At 73.6% G+C, this 17,261-nt stretch carries 16 protein-coding genes; 12 read left to right on the plus strand and 4 right to left on the minus strand.

Going from position 1 to position 17,261, the window contains the following annotated elements; all coding sequences use genetic code 11:
* Positions 1–121: 121 nt before the first annotated feature.
* Positions 122–787: a response regulator transcription factor gene (locus tag ACFFXY_RS11230; protein WP_382349829.1), complete on the plus strand. Its 666-nt coding sequence runs from the start codon at positions 122–124 to the stop codon at positions 785–787.
* Positions 784–1,926 (plus strand): sensor histidine kinase, encoded by a 1,143-nt coding sequence (locus ACFFXY_RS11235; RefSeq protein WP_382349832.1) that lies wholly within the window; start codon positions 784–786, stop codon positions 1,924–1,926. Before ACFFXY_RS11230 ends, ACFFXY_RS11235 begins: the two co-directional genes overlap by 4 nt.
* Here the strand turns inward: ACFFXY_RS11235 and ACFFXY_RS11240 are convergent.
* Positions 1,900–4,719, minus strand: coding sequence for an AfsR/SARP family transcriptional regulator (locus ACFFXY_RS11240; RefSeq protein ID WP_382349834.1), 2,820 nt, complete (start codon positions 4,717–4,719; stop codon positions 1,900–1,902). The two genes, ACFFXY_RS11235 and ACFFXY_RS11240, sit on opposite strands and share 27 nt — an antisense overlap.
* 126 nt (positions 4,720–4,845) lie before the next feature.
* On the opposite strand from ACFFXY_RS11240, the gene ACFFXY_RS11245 reads away from it, so the two are divergent.
* Positions 4,846–5,559, plus strand: a complete 714-nt coding sequence (locus ACFFXY_RS11245; protein ID WP_382349837.1) for a hypothetical protein — start codon at positions 4,846–4,848, stop codon at positions 5,557–5,559.
* Between the two features lie 125 nt (positions 5,560–5,684).
* On the plus strand, positions 5,685–6,125 hold the full coding sequence (locus ACFFXY_RS11250) for a VOC family protein (RefSeq protein WP_382349840.1): 441 nt from the start codon (positions 5,685–5,687) through the stop codon (positions 6,123–6,125).
* 15 nt (positions 6,126–6,140) lie between these two features.
* On the opposite strand, the gene ACFFXY_RS11255 is transcribed toward ACFFXY_RS11250, so the two are convergent.
* Complete coding sequence (locus ACFFXY_RS11255; RefSeq protein WP_382349843.1) at positions 6,141–7,055, minus strand: NADP-dependent oxidoreductase; 915 nt, start codon at positions 7,053–7,055, stop codon at positions 6,141–6,143.
* A 182-nt stretch (positions 7,056–7,237) separates the two neighbouring features.
* Here ACFFXY_RS11255 and ACFFXY_RS11260 point away from each other — a divergent pair, with 182 nt between their 5' ends.
* The 8 genes from ACFFXY_RS11260 to ACFFXY_RS11295 all read left to right on the plus strand — a co-directional run bounded on the left by ACFFXY_RS11260 (position 7,238) and on the right by ACFFXY_RS11295 (position 15,479).
* On the plus strand, positions 7,238–8,419 hold the full coding sequence (locus tag ACFFXY_RS11260; protein ID WP_382349846.1) for a DUF418 domain-containing protein: 1,182 nt from the start codon (positions 7,238–7,240) through the stop codon (positions 8,417–8,419).
* A 67-nt stretch (positions 8,420–8,486) separates the two neighbouring features.
* Positions 8,487–9,017 carry an anthrone oxygenase family protein gene (locus ACFFXY_RS11265; RefSeq protein WP_382349849.1) on the plus strand — a complete coding sequence of 177 codons (531 nt, stop codon included), beginning with the start codon at positions 8,487–8,489 and terminating at the stop codon, positions 9,015–9,017.
* Between the two features lie 42 nt (positions 9,018–9,059).
* Entirely contained in the window at positions 9,060–9,989 is a 930-nt protein-coding gene (locus ACFFXY_RS11270; RefSeq protein WP_382349851.1) for a phosphotransferase family protein, read from the plus strand.
* A 46-nt stretch (positions 9,990–10,035) separates the two neighbouring features.
* Complete coding sequence (locus tag ACFFXY_RS11275; RefSeq protein ID WP_382349853.1) at positions 10,036–10,647, plus strand: TIGR03085 family protein; 612 nt, start codon at positions 10,036–10,038, stop codon at positions 10,645–10,647.
* 2 nt (positions 10,648–10,649) lie between these two features.
* Positions 10,650–11,303 carry an FMN-dependent NADH-azoreductase gene (locus ACFFXY_RS11280; RefSeq protein ID WP_382349855.1) on the plus strand — a complete coding sequence of 218 codons (654 nt, stop codon included), beginning with the start codon at positions 10,650–10,652 and terminating at the stop codon, positions 11,301–11,303.
* Positions 11,304–11,362: 59 nt separating this feature from the next.
* Positions 11,363–12,553: a M20 metallopeptidase family protein gene (locus ACFFXY_RS11285; RefSeq protein ID WP_382349858.1), complete on the plus strand. Its 1,191-nt coding sequence runs from the start codon at positions 11,363–11,365 to the stop codon at positions 12,551–12,553.
* 86 nt (positions 12,554–12,639) lie between these two features.
* The gene (locus ACFFXY_RS11290; RefSeq protein WP_382349860.1) at positions 12,640–13,092 is read left to right on the plus strand and encodes an iron chaperone; all 453 of its coding nucleotides are present in this window, start codon (positions 12,640–12,642) and stop codon (positions 13,090–13,092) included.
* 128 nt (positions 13,093–13,220) lie between these two features.
* Positions 13,221–15,479, plus strand: a complete 2,259-nt coding sequence (locus tag ACFFXY_RS11295; protein ID WP_382349863.1) for an alpha-L-arabinofuranosidase family protein — start codon at positions 13,221–13,223, stop codon at positions 15,477–15,479.
* 1 nt (position 15,480) lies between these two features.
* Here the strand turns inward: ACFFXY_RS11295 and ACFFXY_RS11300 are convergent, their stop codons facing one another.
* Positions 15,481–16,023 carry a GNAT family N-acetyltransferase gene (locus ACFFXY_RS11300; protein ID WP_382349866.1) on the minus strand — a complete coding sequence of 181 codons (543 nt, stop codon included), beginning with the start codon at positions 16,021–16,023 and terminating at the stop codon, positions 15,481–15,483.
* Between the two features lie 81 nt (positions 16,024–16,104).
* Positions 16,105–17,250, minus strand: coding sequence for a zinc metallochaperone AztD (gene aztD / locus ACFFXY_RS11305; protein WP_382349869.1), 1,146 nt, complete (start codon positions 17,248–17,250; stop codon positions 16,105–16,107).
* Between the last annotated feature and the right edge of the window lie 11 nt (positions 17,251–17,261).

Genomic DNA, 17,261 nt, shown 5'->3' on the forward strand with positions numbered 1-17,261 from the left:
TTCTCTCGTGGACCGACGCGGCAAGTGAAGCCGGGGCCGCATGTGGTCTCCGTCAGCGGCGGCGCTTACGCCGCCTTTACGCCGGGCCGGGCACAATCGGCGGTGACGGGGAGGAGCCGGGATGCGCGTACTGGTGGTGGAGGACGAGCGGATGCTCGCCGACGCGATCGCGAAGGGCCTGCGGGCCGAGGGCATGGCCGTGGACGTCTGCTACGACGGCGACGCCGCGCGGCTGCGGCTCGCCGCCTACGACTACGACGTCGCGATCCTCGACCGGGACCTGCCGCGGGTCGGCGGCGACGAGCTGACCCGGAAGGTCGTCGCCGGGCCGCACGCGACCCGGGTCCTCATGCTCACCGTCTCCTCCGGGATCGACGACCGCGTCAACGGCCTGGCGCTCGGCGCCGACGACTACCTCGGGAAGCCGTTCGCGTTCGCGGAGCTGGTCGCGCGGGTCCGCGCCCTCGCGCGCCGTGCGGCCCCGGCCGCGCCGCCCGTGCTCGAACGCGCCGGGATCACCCTCGACACGGCCCGCCGCCAGGTCTTCCGCGGCGGCCGGTACGTGCCGCTGTCGAAGAAGGAGTTCGGGGTCCTCGCCGAGCTCATGCGGCCCGGCGCGGCCGTCGTCTCCTCCGAGCGGCTCCTTGAGAAGGTGTGGGACGAGCACATCGACCCCGCCACGAACGTCGTGCGCGTGACGATGATGACGCTGCGCCGCAAGCTCGGCGACCCGCCCGTCATCGAGACCCTGCCCGGCTCCGGGTACGTCGTCAGGGAGGCCCCGTGAGGCTCCGCACCCGGCTCACCCTCTGGTACGGCGGCGCGTTCTTCGCCGCGGGGGCCGTGCTCATCGCCGTCGTCTACCTGATCGTGCGCGACCGCGTGGCCGCCAACCTCCCCGCCCCCGGGGACTCCGTCGAGTACCTCGTCCAGGCCCGCGCCCAGCTCGGCATGTCCGAGGAGCAGCTGCTGTCCCTCATCGACACCGTCGTACAGCGCCAGCAGGACGCCAACGACGCCACCCTCCAGGGGGTCCTCCTCGGCTCGGTCGTCGCCCTCGCCGTCGTCGGCCTCCTCGCGGTCGTCTTCGGGGCCCTCATCGCCGGACGCGTCCTGCGCCCCATCGACGACATCACCGCCACCGCCCGGCGCGTCGCCGACCGGTCCCTCCACGAGCGCATCAACCTCCACGGCCCGAACGACGAGCTCAAGCGCCTCGCCGACACCTTCGACGGGATGCTCGCCCGCCTCGACCGCGCCTTCGAGGGCCAGCGCCGCTTCGTCGCCAACGCCTCCCACGAGCTGAAGACCCCGCTGGCGATCAACCGGACCCTCATCGAGGTCGCCGCCGCCGAACCGGACGCGGACCACCGCGTGCGCGGCCTGGCCGCGAACCTCCTCGCCGTCAACGAGCGCCACGAGCGCCTCATCGACGGCCTCCTCACCCTCGCCGAGAGCGACCGCGCCCCCGCCGACCCGGCCCCGGTCGACCTCGCCGACATCGTCGCGCACGTCGCCGCCCAGTTCGCCGCCGAAGCGGCCGAAGCCGAAGTGGCCGTGACCATCAGCGCCGCCGAAGCGGTCGTCACCGGCGACGCCGCGCTCCTCGAACGCCTCGTCGCCAACCTCATCGCCAACGGCATCCGCCACAACCGTCCCGGCGGCACCCTCGCGATCGGCACCACCGCGATCGAGGGCCGCGCCCGCCTCACCGTCGCCAACACCGGCCCGGTGGTCGCCGCCTACGAGATCGACGCGCTCTTCCAGCCGTTCCGCCGCGGCGAGGGCCGCGACCGGGTCGAGTCCGTGCGCGGCGTCGGCCTCGGTCTGTCCATCGTGGAGTCCGTGGCCCGCGTCCACGACGCGGACGTCGAAGCGGTCCCCAACCCGGGCGGCGGCCTATGGATGACCGTCGACTTCCCCTAGGTCCCGCCCCAGCCGCTCGCGGGCCCGGTCCGCGTCCGGGTGCTGGAGCTCGTCCAGCACGGCCCCGGCCAGCCGCCACGTGTCGCGGGCCGCCGCGCGGTCGCCCGACGCGGCCTGGGAGTCCCCGAGGTTGAGCAGGCCCATCGCCTCGAAGTACCGGTCCCCGAGCCGCCGGTTCAGCCGAATCGACCGCCGGTAGTTGTCGATCGCCTCGGCGTACCGCCCCGACTGGTGGTAGGCCTGCCCGATCGTGTCGAGCGCCGCCGCCTCCCCGCCCAGCTCGCCCATCCGCCGGTACCCGGCCATCGCCTGGCGGCCCCAGTCGAGCGCGAGCTCCTGCTGCCCCGACTTCGTGTAGCACCACGCGACCATGTTGCGCGCGTTGGCGGTGCCCGTGCTGTCGCCGAGTCGCCGCTCCACCTCGACGGCCCGCAGCGCGTGCTCCAGGGCCCGGGCGTACCGGCCGAGCCGCTCGTGCAGCATCGCCAGGCTCGTCTCGATGCGCGACTGGCCGTTCAGGTCGCCGAGTCCGCGGTGGAGCTCCAGCGCCTCCGAGTAGTGGCGCTCGGCCTCCTCCGCACGGGACATGCGGGCGTAGGCCCGCCCGATGCCGCTGTGCGCGTAGGCGAGCAGGTTCGGGTCGCCGAGCCGTTCGGCGGCCGCGAGCGCCTCCTGCTGGCAGGCGACCCACTGCGTCCAGGCGCCCTGCCGTTCGAGGAACCCGGCGAGCACCCACACCAGCTGCCACACCTGCCGGTCGAGCCCGGCCGCCGCCGCCCAGTCCACCACGGCCAGCAGCACTTCCGTCTCGGCCGTGAACCAGGCGATCGCCGAGTCGTAGCCGTCGATCGCCTCCGGGTGGGCCACCGCGGGCACCTCGCCCGAGACGAGGTCGGCCCGCTGCGGGTTGACCGCGGCCGCCGCGTCGTAGCCGGTGCGGAGGTAATGCCCCAGGACCCCGTGGACCGCGCGGTCCCGGTCGGCGTCGCTCTCCTCGGCGCGCAGCAGCTCCGCGCAGTACTCGCGCATGAGGTCGTGCAGCGCGTACCGTCCGGGGGCGTGCTCGGTGACGAGGTTGACGCGCACCAGTTCGGCGATCAACCGCTCAGCCAGCGGAGGAGTCCGGTCTCCGAGGCTGGCCGCCGCGGCCGCGGTGATGTCCGGGCCCGGGTGCAGGCCCAGCAGCCGCAGCAGGCGGGCGGCGTCCGGGCTCAGGGACCGGTAGGACCAGGAGAACACCGCGCGCACGTCGGTCTCGGTGGACGGCGCCCCGAACGCGTCCAGGCCCGCGCCGAGCTGCTCGGCCAGTGTGGACAGGCGCGTGTCGTGCCTGGCGACCGCCTGGGCGGCGGCGATGGCGAGGGCCAGCGGCAGGCGCGCGCTGGCGGCGATGATGTCGTCGGCGGCGCGGCGCTCGGCCGCGAGCCGGTCGGGGCCGATCCGGCGCGACAGGAGGCTGCGGGCCTCGGCGAGGGTGGGCAGTTCGAGACCGATCTGGCTCGCGCCCTCCGCGGCGATCAACCCCAGGAGCACGTCGCGGCTGGTGACCAGGACCAGGGACCCGGCCGCGCCGGGGAGCAGGGGCCGCACCTGGTCGCTGCTGCCGGCGTTGTCGAGGACGATGAGCATTCGGCGTCCGTCCATGACGGAGCGGTAGGCCGCGGCGAGCTCGTCGGCGTCCTCGGGGACGTCCTCGCCGCGCACCCCGAGCGCCCGCATGAACCGCGCGAGCACCCGGTGCGGCGGCAGGGCCCGCTCCCGGTGGTAGCCGCGGAGGTTGACGAACAGCTGCCCGTCGGGGAACTCGTCGGCCACGCCGCGGGCCCAGTGGACGGCCAGCGCGGTCTTGCCGATCCCGGCGGTGCCGGTGACCACGCCGACGATCGGGGTCGGGGAGCCGTCGGCGGCGGCCTTGAGCGCGTCGAGCCGTTCGAGTTCGGCGGCCCGCCCGGTGAACGCGACCGTGTCCGAGGGCAGTTGCCGCGGGACGGCCGGGGCGTCGGGCCCGGTCTCGGCGCGGCTGGTCAGGATGCTCTTGTGCAGTGCGAGGATCGCCTCGCCCGGGTCGATGCCGAGCTCGTCCCGCAGCCGGCGGGTGTACCGGTGGTAGGCGTCGAGGGCCTCGCCCCGCCTGCCGGACCGGTGCAGGGCCTCCATGAGCCGGGCCTGGAGCCCTTCGCGCAGCGGGTACCGGGCGGTGAGCGCCACGAGCTCGTCGACCAGGTCGGCGGCGTTCCCGGCGTGCAGGAGGAGCCCGGTACGGCGTTCGATCAGCGTGAGCCGCTGCTCGGTCAGGCCCGGCGCGACCTCGCGGTGCAGGGACTCGGAGGGGACGTCGGCGAGCGGCTCGCTCCGCCAGCAGTCGAGGGCCGCGGTGACCGCCGCCAGCTCCGCGGCGCTGTCGCCTTCGGCCGCATCGGCTTCCGCCACGAGAGCGCGCATGCGCCCCGCGTCGGTGCGGTCGGCCGGGACGTCGAGCCGGTAGCCGCCGGTGGAGGTCGCCACGAGGTGCCCGGCGTCGAGCCGCTCCAGGTGCGCCCGCACCCGGACCGCGCACAGCTGGACGGCGCGGCGGGGGTTCCGCGGCAGGTCGGCGCCCCAGATGGCGTCGGCCAGCTCGTCCACGCCCACTTCGCGCCCGGCCTTGAGGACCAGGGCGGCCAGGAAGGTCCGCAGGCGCGGGGCGGTCGTCTCCAGCTCCGTGCCGCCCGCGGCGACGCGCAGCGGCCCCAGGACCCCGAACTCCACCTCGACCTGGGGCGGGTGCGGCGTCGTGTCGGCGGACTCGGGCATGTCAGTCATTCTGCCCCACCCCTGCGAGCCGCCTCCTCGGCGATGAAGCCGTTTTGAAGCCGGGCCCCGGAATGCTGGTGCCCGGGGCCTTGCTCACCGCCCCGCCGAACCCGAAGGGAAACCCGGATGTCCATCCGTTCCATGTCCGCGCTCGCACTGGGCGCCTTGACGCTCCTCGCCGGCTGCAACGACGCGGGCGACGCCGACGCCGCCGGTGAGGGCGACGCGTCGGACCAGTCCCCGGCCGAGGAGCAGCCGTCCCCCGAGCCGACGCCGACCACGTTCGACGAGTTCCCCGGCGAGGAGCTGCTGTACTTCGACGCGGAGTCGGCGTCGATCGGCACGCGCATCAAGGCCGTCGGCACCGAGTGGACGACGGAGTTCCTCGACTACACCGCGGAGGCGGGGACGCACTACCTCGTGATCTACGTCGTGGCGACCGGGGAGCTGGACGACCGCGGCCTCGACCACGCCGGGCTGTCGAACCTCGGGTACACGCTGGAGATGCGGTACCCGTCCTCCGCGAGCCCCTGCCTCACCGGGCACGAGGTGGACGACCCGGCCTACTGCTACTACGACGGCTGGAACACCCGCATCCTCAGCGCGCAGTTCGAGCCGTTCGCCAGCGACGACTGGACCAACTACCTCTGGATGGAGGGCAGCATCTTCGGGGTGGAGATGGAGCCCGGCGCGACCATGGTCGGCGCGGTGGCCTTCAGCGTCGAGGACGAGGCCGCGGCGACCGGCGGCTTCGAGTTCTGCGCGCGCGGCAAGGACAACACGCTCGACGACAACGTGTTCCCGTGCATCGCGGCCCCGGACCCGGCGCCGATCGGCTGACCCCCGCCGGCCCGATCGAACTTTCCCGCGCCGAAGGCGCTCCGGGATGTCGAGAATGGGGAGGCGGCTCCGTCCCAGGTGCAGACGCGGCCGCAGCGGCCGCGCGAGAGACGAGGAGAGCCGCCGTGACGCTCAAGAAGCTGGACAACATCGAGATCATCGTGGAGGACCTCGACGCGGTCGTCGCGTTCTTCACCGAGCTGGGCATGGAACTGGAGGGCAGGGCGCAGGTCGAGGGCGTCTGGGCCGCGCGGCTCGTGGGGCTGGACGACCAGAAGGTCGACATCGCCATGATGCGCGTGCCCGGCGGCCACGGGCGGGTCGAACTCGCCCGGTACCGGCTTCCGGACGCGATCCGGAGCCTCCCGGTGAACGCCCCGCCGCACACGCTGGGCATCCGCCGCATCATGTTCGCGGTGGACGACATCGACGACCGGATCGCCCGCCTCCTCGCGCACGGGGCCGAACTCGTCGGCGAGGTCGTGGAGTTCGAGGGCTCCTACAAGCTCGCGTACCTCCGCGGCCCCGAAGGCATCCTCGTCGCCCTCGCCCAGGAACTCGGGTGACCGGACCCGGGGGCCTCAGCCGATCGTGATGATCGTCTTCCCGGTCGGGCGCGAGACCGGGTTGAACGCGCGCACCGCGTCCTCCAGCGGGTGGACCGCGCCGATGCGGGTGCGCAGGCGGCCGTCCCGGACGCGGGCGGCGATCTCGGCGAGCTGGGACCGGTCGGCCTCCACCACGAAGAACACCGCGCCCGCCTCCGCGGGCCGCACCTCCGGCGGTCCGGCGATCGTGACGAGCGTGCCGCCGGGCCGGACCAGCGCCGCCGACCGCGCGCCGACGTCGCCGCCGATCACGTCGAACACCAGGTCCACGAGGCCGACCGCCCCGAGGTCGTCGCCGCCGAGGTCGAGGAACTCGTCCGCCCCGAAGTCGAGCGCCGCCTCCCGGTCGGCGGCGCGGCCGGTGCCGATGACATGCGCGCCATGCTCGCGCGCGAGCTGGGAGACCACCGAGCCGACGCCGCCCGCCGCGCCGTGGACGAGGACGGTCTGCCCTGCCTGGAGGCGGCCGTGGTCGAACAGGCCCTGCCACGCGGTCAGGCCGGAGATCGGCAGGCTCGCGCCGGTCGTGAAGTCGATGTCGGCCGGGAGCGGCGCGAGGTTCCGGGCCTCGACGGCCACCAGCTCCGCGAGCGTCCCGTCCCGGGTCCAGTCGGCGAGCCCGAACACCCGCTGCCCCACCGTCAGCCCGGTCGTGCCGTACCCGAGGGAGTCGACCACCCCCGCCAGCTCGTGCCCGGGGATGCTCGGCGTGCGGTCCCGCCCGGCCCGGTCGGTCCACGTCCCCGGCCACGTCAGCTCCCCGGGCGTGAACCCCGACGCGCGCACCCGCACCACCACGTCGTTCTCCGACGCATGCGGCTCGGGCCGCTCGCCGAAGGCCATACCGGCGGTCCCGGCGTCCTGATCGGTCACGAACACAGCCCTCATACGCGTCCTCTCGCTCGGGCGGACCGCTCCATTAAACGACCTGACGCGACCGGCCGCCCGCGAAGTCCCCGAAGCGGCCCCGTCAATGGGGAGCGCCCCACCCCCGACCGGGGGCGGACCCGAGGACGCCGGGTCGGGTCCACCGGATGGCGCTGGGCCGCTTGGCGTCCGATGATCGAGAGGTGACTCGACCGACCGACGGCGCCCACACCGCGCTCCTCCGCCGACCGGACCGGGCCCCCGCCCCGCGCATCCTCGCCCCGGACCTGGCCCGCGGATGCATGCTGCTGCTCATCGCCATGGCCTACGCGCCCGTCTACACCACCGGCGGCGAAGCGGGCGGCTACGGCCGCCGCCCCGGCGGCTCGGCCCTCGACCAGGCCGTGAGCTTCGCATCCACACTGGTCGTGGAGAACCGGGCCTTCCCGATGTTCGGCATCCTGTTCGGCTACGGCCTCGTCATGCTCGTCGACGGCCACCGCCGCAAGGGCCTGGACGAGCGGGAGAGCCGCCGCCTCCTGCGCCGCCGCAGCCTGTGGCTCCTCGTGTTCGGCACCGTCCACACCGTCCTCGCCTACACCGCCGAGATCCTCGCCGCCTACGGCATCGCGGGCCTGACGATCGGACTCCTCGTCTACAAGCCGCAGATCAGGCTCCGCCGCGCCCTGGCGATCCTCGCGCCGGTCTACGCGTGCACCTCCGTGATCCTCATGCTGGTCCTCGCCTCCGACTCGGGCACCCTCGTCCACCCCGGCTACGCCACCGCCGAGGACTGGACCCTGCGGCTCGTCGGCATCGTCGTCGGACCCCTCGCCAACACCCTCATGTTCCCCATGTTCGTCTTCGTGGTCGTCGGCATCTGGGCCGCCCGCAAGCGGCTCCTCGACCGCCCCGCCGACAACGCGCCCCTCCTGCGCCGCCTCGCCGTCGCGGGCGTCGCCGTCTCGCTCGCCGGGGCCCTGCCGCTCGCCCTCGCCGGAGCCGGGGCGTTCGAGGTCGGCGACCTCGCGTACGGCGTGCTCAACACCGTCCAGGAACTCACCGGCGTCTTCGGCGGCATCGGCTACGTCGCACTCTTCGGGCTGCTCGCCCTCCGGCTGACCGACCGGCAGGGCCCCGGCACCCGCCTGCTCGCCGCGGCCGGACGCCGCTCGCTCAGCGTCTACCTGTTCATCTCGCTCGCCCTCGCGCTCGTCATGAACCACGACCTCATCGGCGTCGGCGACGCGGTCGGCAAGGCCGGAGCGGTCGGCGTGGCGCTGGCCGTCTGGACGGTCGGCGTGCTCGCGGCCCGGGTCCTCGACGCCGAAGGCAGGCAGGGCCCGGCCGAGACGCTGCTGCGCTACCTGGTCGGGCGCGCGTAGACGATCGCGAATGCAACCGCGCTCGGCGACTATGGAGGACCGCGCCCCGGCGGGCTTTGATGGAGACATGACGACAGCACCGAACCCCCCCGGCCCCGCCCGCCCCCTGCGCACCGCGGTCCTCCTCCTCGCCACCTTGACGACCGGCCTGACCGCGGGCGTCTACACGGACTGGTCCAGCACGATCATGCCCGGACTGGGCGAAGTGGACGACCGCACGTTCGTGGGGGCGTTCCAGGCGCTCGACGCGGCCATCATGAACCCCCTGTTCCTCGGCGTCGAGTTCACCGGCTCGCTCCTGCTCATCGCGCTCGCGCTGGTCCTGCACCTGCGCTCGGGTCAGCGCGCCGTGATCGTCTGGCTGTCGGTCGCCCTGGCGGCCTACTTCGTGTCCGTGGTGATCACCATGGGCGTCAACGAACCCCTCAACCAGCAGATCAGGTCCGCCACCGAGCTCGGGACCGACGCCGACTTCACCGCGGCCCGCGCGCTGCTCGACGAGGCGCGCTGGACCGCCTGGAACACCGTGCGGGCCTTGGTCACCCTGACGGCGTTCGCCGGCCTCGCGTGGACGCTCGTGATCCACCGGCGCCGGTAAAACCACTCGCGGGACCGGCCCCGGTCCCGCTACGGTCGGCGCATGTGGAAGCCCCGGTTCGCCATGGACGACATCGCCGCCGCCGTCGCTGAAGGCCACCGGCCGCTCGCCGACTGGCGCCCGCTCACCGAAGGCGAGAACTCGCAGGTCTTCGCCGCCGAGGACGGCGACCTGCCGGTGGTCGTCCGCGCGTGCAAGCGCCGGGACGGGTTCGACGTGGAGGCCCGCGCCGCGGCGCTCCTCGCCGGGAGCGCGGACCGCGCCCCCGAGGTCCTCGCGACCGGCCCGGTCGGGGACTCCTGGTGGTGCGTCACCACGCGCCTGCCGGGGGTCCGCCTGTGCGACCTGCCCCCGGACCGCATCGCGGCCGCCGCCGAAGCCGTTGCCGAGACCATGCGCCGCATCCACACCGCCGACGTCTCGGCGTCCACCGGGTTCGGCGGACTCGACCCGGCGACCGGGAACGGGCGCCAGTCCGCCTGGCACGACCCGGTCCCCGGCCCCGACGCCTGGCACAAACTGTCCATAGAGGACCGGAAGCTCGTGGACGCCCTCACCGACCTGTACGCCGCCGACGCGGCGGCGCTCCCCGAACGGCGCGCACTGCTGCACGGCGACTTCAGCGCCGACAACCTCATCGTCGACGGCGACGCCGTCGGGGTCATCGACTTCGAGTGCGCCCGCTACGGCGATCCGCTCTGGGACCTCGCCTACCAGCTGTTCTGGGCCGGACCCTGGCCCGTCATGGCCCCGCAGGCGCGCGCCGCGGCCGCCGGACTGGACGACTCGGCGGACACCAGGGCCCGCGTCCGCCTCCACATGACGGCCGCCGGGCTCAACGGCGCCGCGTTCTACGCCCACGACGACCGCGTCCCCGAACTCCAGCTCATGCTCCGCCGCCTCGCTCCCCTCCTTGCGGACCCGCCGAGCCTCGCCGATCTCGACGGCTACTGGATCCACCCCGGCCGCTAGTCGCGCCGCGGCTACGCTGGGCGTGGGACCGAGAGGGAGGCGGCGGATGGGCGCGGCACGTGAGCGAGGACTGCCGGTCGACGAGCGCGAGCGCCGCGACCTGTGCGAGCTGCTGGCGGAGGTCGGCCCCGACGCGCCGACGATGTGCGAGGGCTGGACCGCCCTCGACCTCGCCGCGCACCTCGTCCTGCGCGAGCACTTCTCCAGGTGGAGCGTGGAGAAGATGGCCGCCGAGAAGGCCAAGGGCCTGCCCGCGCTCATCGACCGGCTCCGCGGGGGAGCCCCGCTGGTGCCCTGGCGCCTCCCCGGCCTGCGCACCGCCATGAACGGCGCCGAGTACCTGATCCACCACGAGGACGTCCGCCGCGCCAACGGCCTCGAACCCCGGACCGGCCGCCCCGACCTCGACGCGCTCGCCTGGAAGACCTCCGGCCTCACCGGCTGGCGGGCCGCCCGCAAGATCCGCCCGCACGGCCTCGAATTGCGCGTCCCCGACGGCCGCACCCGCGGATTCGGGTCCCCCGAGCGCGCCGTGCTCACCGGCGAACCCGTCGAGCTGCTCCTCTACCTCAGCGGCCGCCGCGACGTCGCACGCGTCGAACTCTCCGGCGACTCCGTGGCCGTCGAGGCGATGCTGGGCGCGGACAACGGCCTCTGACGATGCCGCGACTCCTCCGCATCGACGCCTCCTACCAAGCGGACGGCTCCGTCTCCCGCCACCTCACCGGCGTCTTCGCCGAAGCCTGGCGCGGCCGCGGCGACGCGTACACCGTCACCGAACGCGACCTGCGGACCGACCCGGTCCCGCACCTGACGCACGCCGCCCTCCACTGGGCGCCGACGACGGCACCGGCCACCGCCCCCGCGGCCGACGAGTCCTACCGCGAAGCGGCACAGACGCAACGGACCCTCGTCGCCGAACTGCTCAGCGCCGACGTGCTGCTCCTGGGCGCGCCCATGTACAACTACTCGCTGCCCTCGACGCTCAAAGCCTGGCTCGACCACGTCCACGTCCGGGGCCTCACCTCCGCGGCCGACCGCGACACCCGGCCGCTGCGCGGCCGCACCGCCGTCGTCGTCACCATCCGGGGCACCGTCCACGGGCCCGGCACCGCGAACGAGCACCGCGACCACGTGGTCCCGCCGCTCGAACTCATCCTCGGCGAGGAGTTCGGCATGGAGGTCGCCGTCGTCATGGTCGGCCGCACCCTCTCGACCTCCACGGCCGCGCTCGCGGGCGAGCGCCCGGCCTTCGCGGCGGAGCGCGCCGCCGCGGCCGCACGCCTGACCGCGCTCGCGGGCTCGCTCGCCTGAGCGTGGCAGTATTGCGTCGGCCGCGCACCCGCCGGTCGAGGGCGTGATCAGGAGTGGACATGGATTTCCGGGAACAGGCCGCCGCCATCGAGGGCGAGCTCGTCGCACTGCGCCGCGAACTGCACCGCCTCCCCGAAATCGGGCTCGACCTGCCCGGGACGCAGGCGGCCGTGCTCGCCGCCCTCGACGGCCTGCCGCTGGAGATCACCCTCGGCAAGGCCGCGACCTCGGTCACCGCGGTCCTGCGCGGCGGCGGGCCGGGCCCGGTCGTGCTGCTGCGCGGCGACATGGACGCCCTGCCCGTGGTCGAGGAGAACGACGCCGACTACGTCTCCAGCCGCGTCGGCACCATGCACGCGTGCGGCCACGACCTCCACACCGCGGGCCTCGTCGGCGCCGCGAAACTCCTTGCGGCCCATCGGGACGAGCTGAACGGCGACGTGGTCTTCATGTTCCAGCCGGGCGAGGAGAGCGGCGACGGCGCCGGGCACATGATCGACGAGGGCGTGCTCGACGCCGCGGGCCGCCGCGCGGACGCGGCGTACGGCCTCCACGTGATGTCCGACCGGCTGCCGCGCGGCGTGTTCACCACCAAGCCCGGCCCGATGATGGCCGCGATCTCGGCCCTGACGGTGAAGGTCGTCGGCGCGGGTGGCCACGGCTCCCGCCCGCACACCGCGCTCGACCCGATCCCGGTCGCGGCCGAGATCGTCACGGCGCTCCAGACGCTCGTCACCCGCCGGTTCTCGGTGTTCGACCCGATCGTCCTCACCGTGGGCACCTTCCATGCCGGGACCAGGCACAACATCATCCCCGACAGCGCGGTGTTCGAGGCGAGCGTCCGCACGTTCTCGGAGGAGGCGCTCGCCCTGGTCGAGCGGGAGTCGGTGCGGCTCGCGGAGGGCATCGCCGCCGCGCACGGCCTCACCGCCGAGGCCGCGTTCGTGCGCGAGGACCCGGCCACGGTCAACGACCCCGCCGAGGCCGCGTTCGTCGCCGAGACCGTGCGGGACCTGTTCGGCGACGCGCGGTACGTCGAGATGACCGACCCCGTCACCGGCTCCGAGGACTTCTCGCGGGTCCTGGAGCAGGTGCCCGGCTCCTACCTGTTCCTGGGCGCCACCGTGAAGGACGACTTCCGCGAGGCCGCCTCGAACCACTCGCCGCGTGCCGCGTTCGACGACGCCGTCCTCGCCGACGGCGCGGCGCTCCTCGCCGAGCTCGCGTTCCGCAGGCTCCGGCGCGGCTGAGGCGATCGATCAGGAATCGAGAAGCAGGGCTCAGCTGCGAAAACTAGCATCGTAGTCATCAGGGAACGACACAGAAGGAGCCCAAGATGACCGCGAAGCAGACCGCCAAGACCTCGGTGGGATTCTCCGACGACGAGCGCTCGGCGATGAAGGAGCACGCCGAGGAGCTGAAGAAGGAGCAGCGGCGCGGCAAGCGCGCGACCAAGGCCGACGGCACCGCCGACGTCCTCGCGAAGATCAGCGAGATGGAGGGCCCCGACCGCGTCCTCGCCGAGCGCGTCCACGAGATCGTCACCGCCAACGCGCCCGGGCTGACCCCGAAGACCTGGTACGGCATGCCCGCGTACGCCCGGGACGGCAAGGTCGTGTGCTTCTTCCAGAGCGCCCAGAAGTTCAAGGCCCGCTACGCCACCCTCGGCTTCAACGACCCGGCCGCCCTCGACGACGGCGACATGTGGCCGACCGCCTTCGCCCTCACCGACATCACCCCCGCCGTCGAGAAGCGCATCGCGGCCCTGGTCGCCCAGGCCGCGGGCTGACCGATCACCTGGCGCAGAGGCGGGGAACCGGTGGGAGGGGGTTGACACCACCGGTCCCCGTGCCGTTACAGTGGCATGACTTTACCGATAAACATCGGTCGACGCATGCCCAGGAAGGCACCCCCGACATGAGCCAGCGATTCACCGTCCGCGTCGGCGACGCGGTCGCCGAAGCCGCCCCCGACCTGTGGGGCCTGTTCATCGAGGACCTCAACGACGCCCTCGACGGCGGCCTCAACGCCGAGCGAGTCCGCAACGGCGACTTCGAGTTCGACGCCTCCGAGCGCGAGGGCTTCCACCCGCTCACCGGCTGGGCGGTCGAAGGCGGGGTCGCCGTCCGCACCGACGACCCGCTGCACCCCAACAACGCCCACTACGCGCGCCTGACCGGCCCGGCCGCGATCGCCAACGGCGGCTGGGACGGCGTCGGCGCGGCCCGCGGCGAGCGGATGCGCCTGTCGCTGTTCGCCCGCGCCGACGCCGACACCGTGATCGACGTCCAGGTCGCCGGGGGCGCGGCGGCCGCCGTTCTCGAAGTGTCCCAAGGCGGCTGGCGGCACGTGGAGACCGACCTCGAAGCAGCCGCCGACGGCCGCGGGGAACTGCGCCTCGCCGTCCCCGCCGACGCGACCGTCGACCTCGACGCCGTCTCCCTGCGCCCCCTCGGCGAGGACGGCGAACCGCTCATCTTCCGGCCCGACCTCCTCCAAGCCCTCAAGGACCTCCGCCCGAGCTTCATCCGCTTCCCCGGCGGCTGCCTCGCCCACGGCTACGGCCTCGCGAACGTCTACCACTGGAAGGACACCATCGGCCCCCGCCACGAACGCGTGCAGGCGTACAACATCTGGCACTACCACCAGTCCCGCCAGATCGGGTACCTGGAGTACTTCGCACTCTGCGAGGCCACCGGCGCCACCGCCATCCCGATCGTCGCCGCCGGAGTCTGCTGCCAGAACTCGCCCGGCGGACAGCACGCGATCCCCGACGACGAGATGGACGCCTACGTCCAGGACGTGCTCGACCTCGTCGAGTTCGCCAACGGCGGGCCCGACACCCGCTGGGGCGCGAAGCGCGCCGAACTCGGCCACCCCGAGCCGTTCGGCCTGCGCTACCTCGGCATCGGCAACGAGGACGAGATCACCGACCAGTTCCGAGACCGGTACGCCCGCATCGAGGACGCCCTGCGCGAGGCCCACCCCGAGGTCACCCCGATCGGCACCGTCGGGCCCGCCCCGCACGGCGAGGACTACGAGCGCGGCTGGGCCTACGCCCGCGAGCGCGCCGTCCCCGTCGTGGACGAGCACGGCTACCAGAACCCGCGCTGGTACCACCAGAACCTCGACCGCTGGAACGCCTACGACCCCGAGGGCCCCAAGGTCTACCTCGGCGAGTACGCGGCGTGGTCGAGCAAGGTGCGGTCGGCGCTGGCCGAGGCCGCGTACATGACCGCGATGGAGCGCCGCCCCGAGGTCGTGCGCCTCGCGTCGTACGCGCCGCTGCTGGCCCGCGTGGGCCACTCGCAGTGGACGCCGGACCTCATCTACTTCACCGCCGACGAAGTGCGCCCGAGCGCCTCGTACTACGTGCAGCAGGCGTTCGGGACCGAACGCGGCCGGCGGGTCCACTCCGTGGCCCTCGAAGGCGTCGAGCACGTGCCGGTGGCGCTCCCGACGATCGGCACGGCCGTGCTCGCCTCGGCGCGCGCCTCGGTCGCGTTCACCGGCGTCAGGCTCGACGGCGCGCCCGTCCCGGACGCGCGCACGGGGATCGGCGGCGACGGCGTCCACTTGGGCCCCATCGACCCGACCGCGTGCGAGCTGGAGTTCACCGCCCTCAAGACCGAGGGCGAGGACGGCTTCGAGATCCGGCTCGGCCCCGAGGCCCCCGCCAGTTCACTCACCGTGTCGTTCGGCATGTGGCAGAACAAGTTCACCGTCGTCAACCGCTCCGACGACGGGATCGGCAACGGCGACCACGGGCCCGTCCCGTGGCGCGGCCTCCACGCGGGCGAGCCCGTCCATGTGCGCGTGAAGCTCGACGGCCCGCGCGTCCGCGTCTGGACCGACGGCGAGCTGCGCCACGACTACGAGCAGGACCTGCGGCCCGAGCAGCGGGTCACCGCCGGGGTCCTCTCGCGCGACGCCGCGGGCGGCACCGAGTACGTGGTGCGCCTGGTCAACGCCGAGGACACCGCGAAGACCGCGCACATCGCCGTCCCGGGCCCCGCGACCGCCGCGGTCACCCTCCTCGCGGGCGCCGGGCCCGACGACGGCGAGCTGTTCCACGCCTCCCCGGTCACCCCGGTGTCCTTGACCGCCAAGGGCGACGACGGCGTCGACATCGAGCTGCCGCCGTGGTCGTTCGCCAGCGCGGTCGTCACGGTCTGATTCAGGCGGCCCGGTACCAGTGGGCGTCGGTCTTGCCGACGGTGAGCACGCGCGTAATGGTGCCGTCGTCGTTCTCGTCGTCGCGGACGTGGGTGAAGCCGAGTCTGGTCAGGACGGCGAGGGAGGCGGTGTTCTCGGCGGCGACGGTGGCGTGGACGGCGTCGAGGCCGAGGGCGTCGAAGCCGTGGGCGATGATCGTCTTGGCGAGCTCGGTGCCGAGGCCGCGGCCCCAGGCGGGGTGGGCGAGGGCGTAGATGAGCTCGTGGCCGCCGGAGACCTCGGTGGGCTTGATCTCGGCGTGGCCGACGTAGGCCCCGTTCTCGCGGACGGCCCACACGTCGAACGCGCCGGTGTCGTAGACCTTGGTGAAGACCCGTGCGAACAGGGCGCGCACGGCGGGTTCGGGTTCGGGTTCGGGGCCGTCGCCCATGAAGCGGGCGACGCGCACGTCCGTGAACAGGGCGACGAAGTCCTCTTCGTCGGCCGGGACGTACCGCTCCAGGGTGAGCCGCTCGCTGCGCAGTGCCGGTGATCGGGTTTCCATGACCGGGAAGTCTCGCACCGGCGCGGGTCCGGCGCAACCGAGTTCCCGCCGCAGGCGCGAAGCCTGCGGCGGGCCGGGGGGCTAGACGCCGGTCATCTCGTTGGGCGCGTGCTGGAGGTCGGTCTCGGCGGTGATCTCGCCGGTCGCGACGTCGAGTGCGTAGATCTTCTGCGCGGCGGGGTCGCTCACGTAGGCGGTGTCGCCGCGGACGAAGACCGCGGGACGGGCCTCCTGCCATTCGAGCGGCTCCTCCCAGGCGTCGAGGACCGGGTAGGACGCGGTGACGGCGGCGTGCTCCATGTCGATGACGTGGAGGGCGCCGTCGGTGCCCAGGAGCAGGCCCTCGCCGCCGGGGCCGCGGGCGAGGGAGCGGAAGGTGTAGCTGGTGCCGACGTCGAGGAGCGTCAGTTCGCCGGTCGCGGTGTCGATCACGGACACGCGCGTGGGCCGCTCCAGCTCGGCCTCGGGGTCGCTCTTGTAGTCGCCGAGGACGTACGGCGAGTCCTCGTGGCCGCGGGAGTTGCCGATGCGGCCGTACTCGTCGGGGCTGTCGATCTTGGTGAAGGCCCCGTCGCGGTAGACCAGGACGCCGTCCTCGCAGCCGACCACGATCGTCTCGTCCATCGCGGCCGACTCCCCGTGCACGCCTGGGCATTCCTCGCTGCGGGCGATCTCGTTCCGCTCGGCGTCGAGGACCTGGGCGCCGGGGCGGGACTCCTCGTCGCCGAGGGTCACGAGCAGTTCGCCGTTCGCCAGCTCGACGGCGACGCCGTGGTGCGGGTGCTCGGTCGTGAACGTCTTGGTCTCGGGGAGGCCCCCGCCGAGGTCCTGCGGGTCGAAGAGGGTGACCTCCCCTGAGCCGTCGGCGAACAGGACGGTGACGCCGGCGTGGTTGACGACGTGCCCGGCCTCGGCGGCGGCGAACTCGTCGTCCGAGAGCGCCGCGGCGGTCGCGTCGAGGACGCGGAAGCCGGTCGCGGTGGAGACGAGCACGTGGCGGCCGTCCCCGGCGGGGTTGACCCGGTTGAAGCCCTCCAGGGGCAGGTCCGCGACGACTTCGAGCGTGTCGCCGTCGAGGACGTAGACGCCGCCGTCGTAGGTCGCGACCAGCGCGTTCTCGACTTCGAGAGGGTCGGCTTCGGCGGCCTCGTCGGCGGGGCCGCCGCAGGCGGCGAGGACGAGCCCGGTGCTGATGAGCGCGGGCGTCCATAGGGTGCGGGTTCTCATGCGGTTCCTTC

Source organism: Glycomyces mayteni, from assembly GCF_042428885.1.
GTDB lineage: Bacteria > Actinomycetota > Actinomycetes > Mycobacteriales > Micromonosporaceae > Glycomyces > Glycomyces mayteni.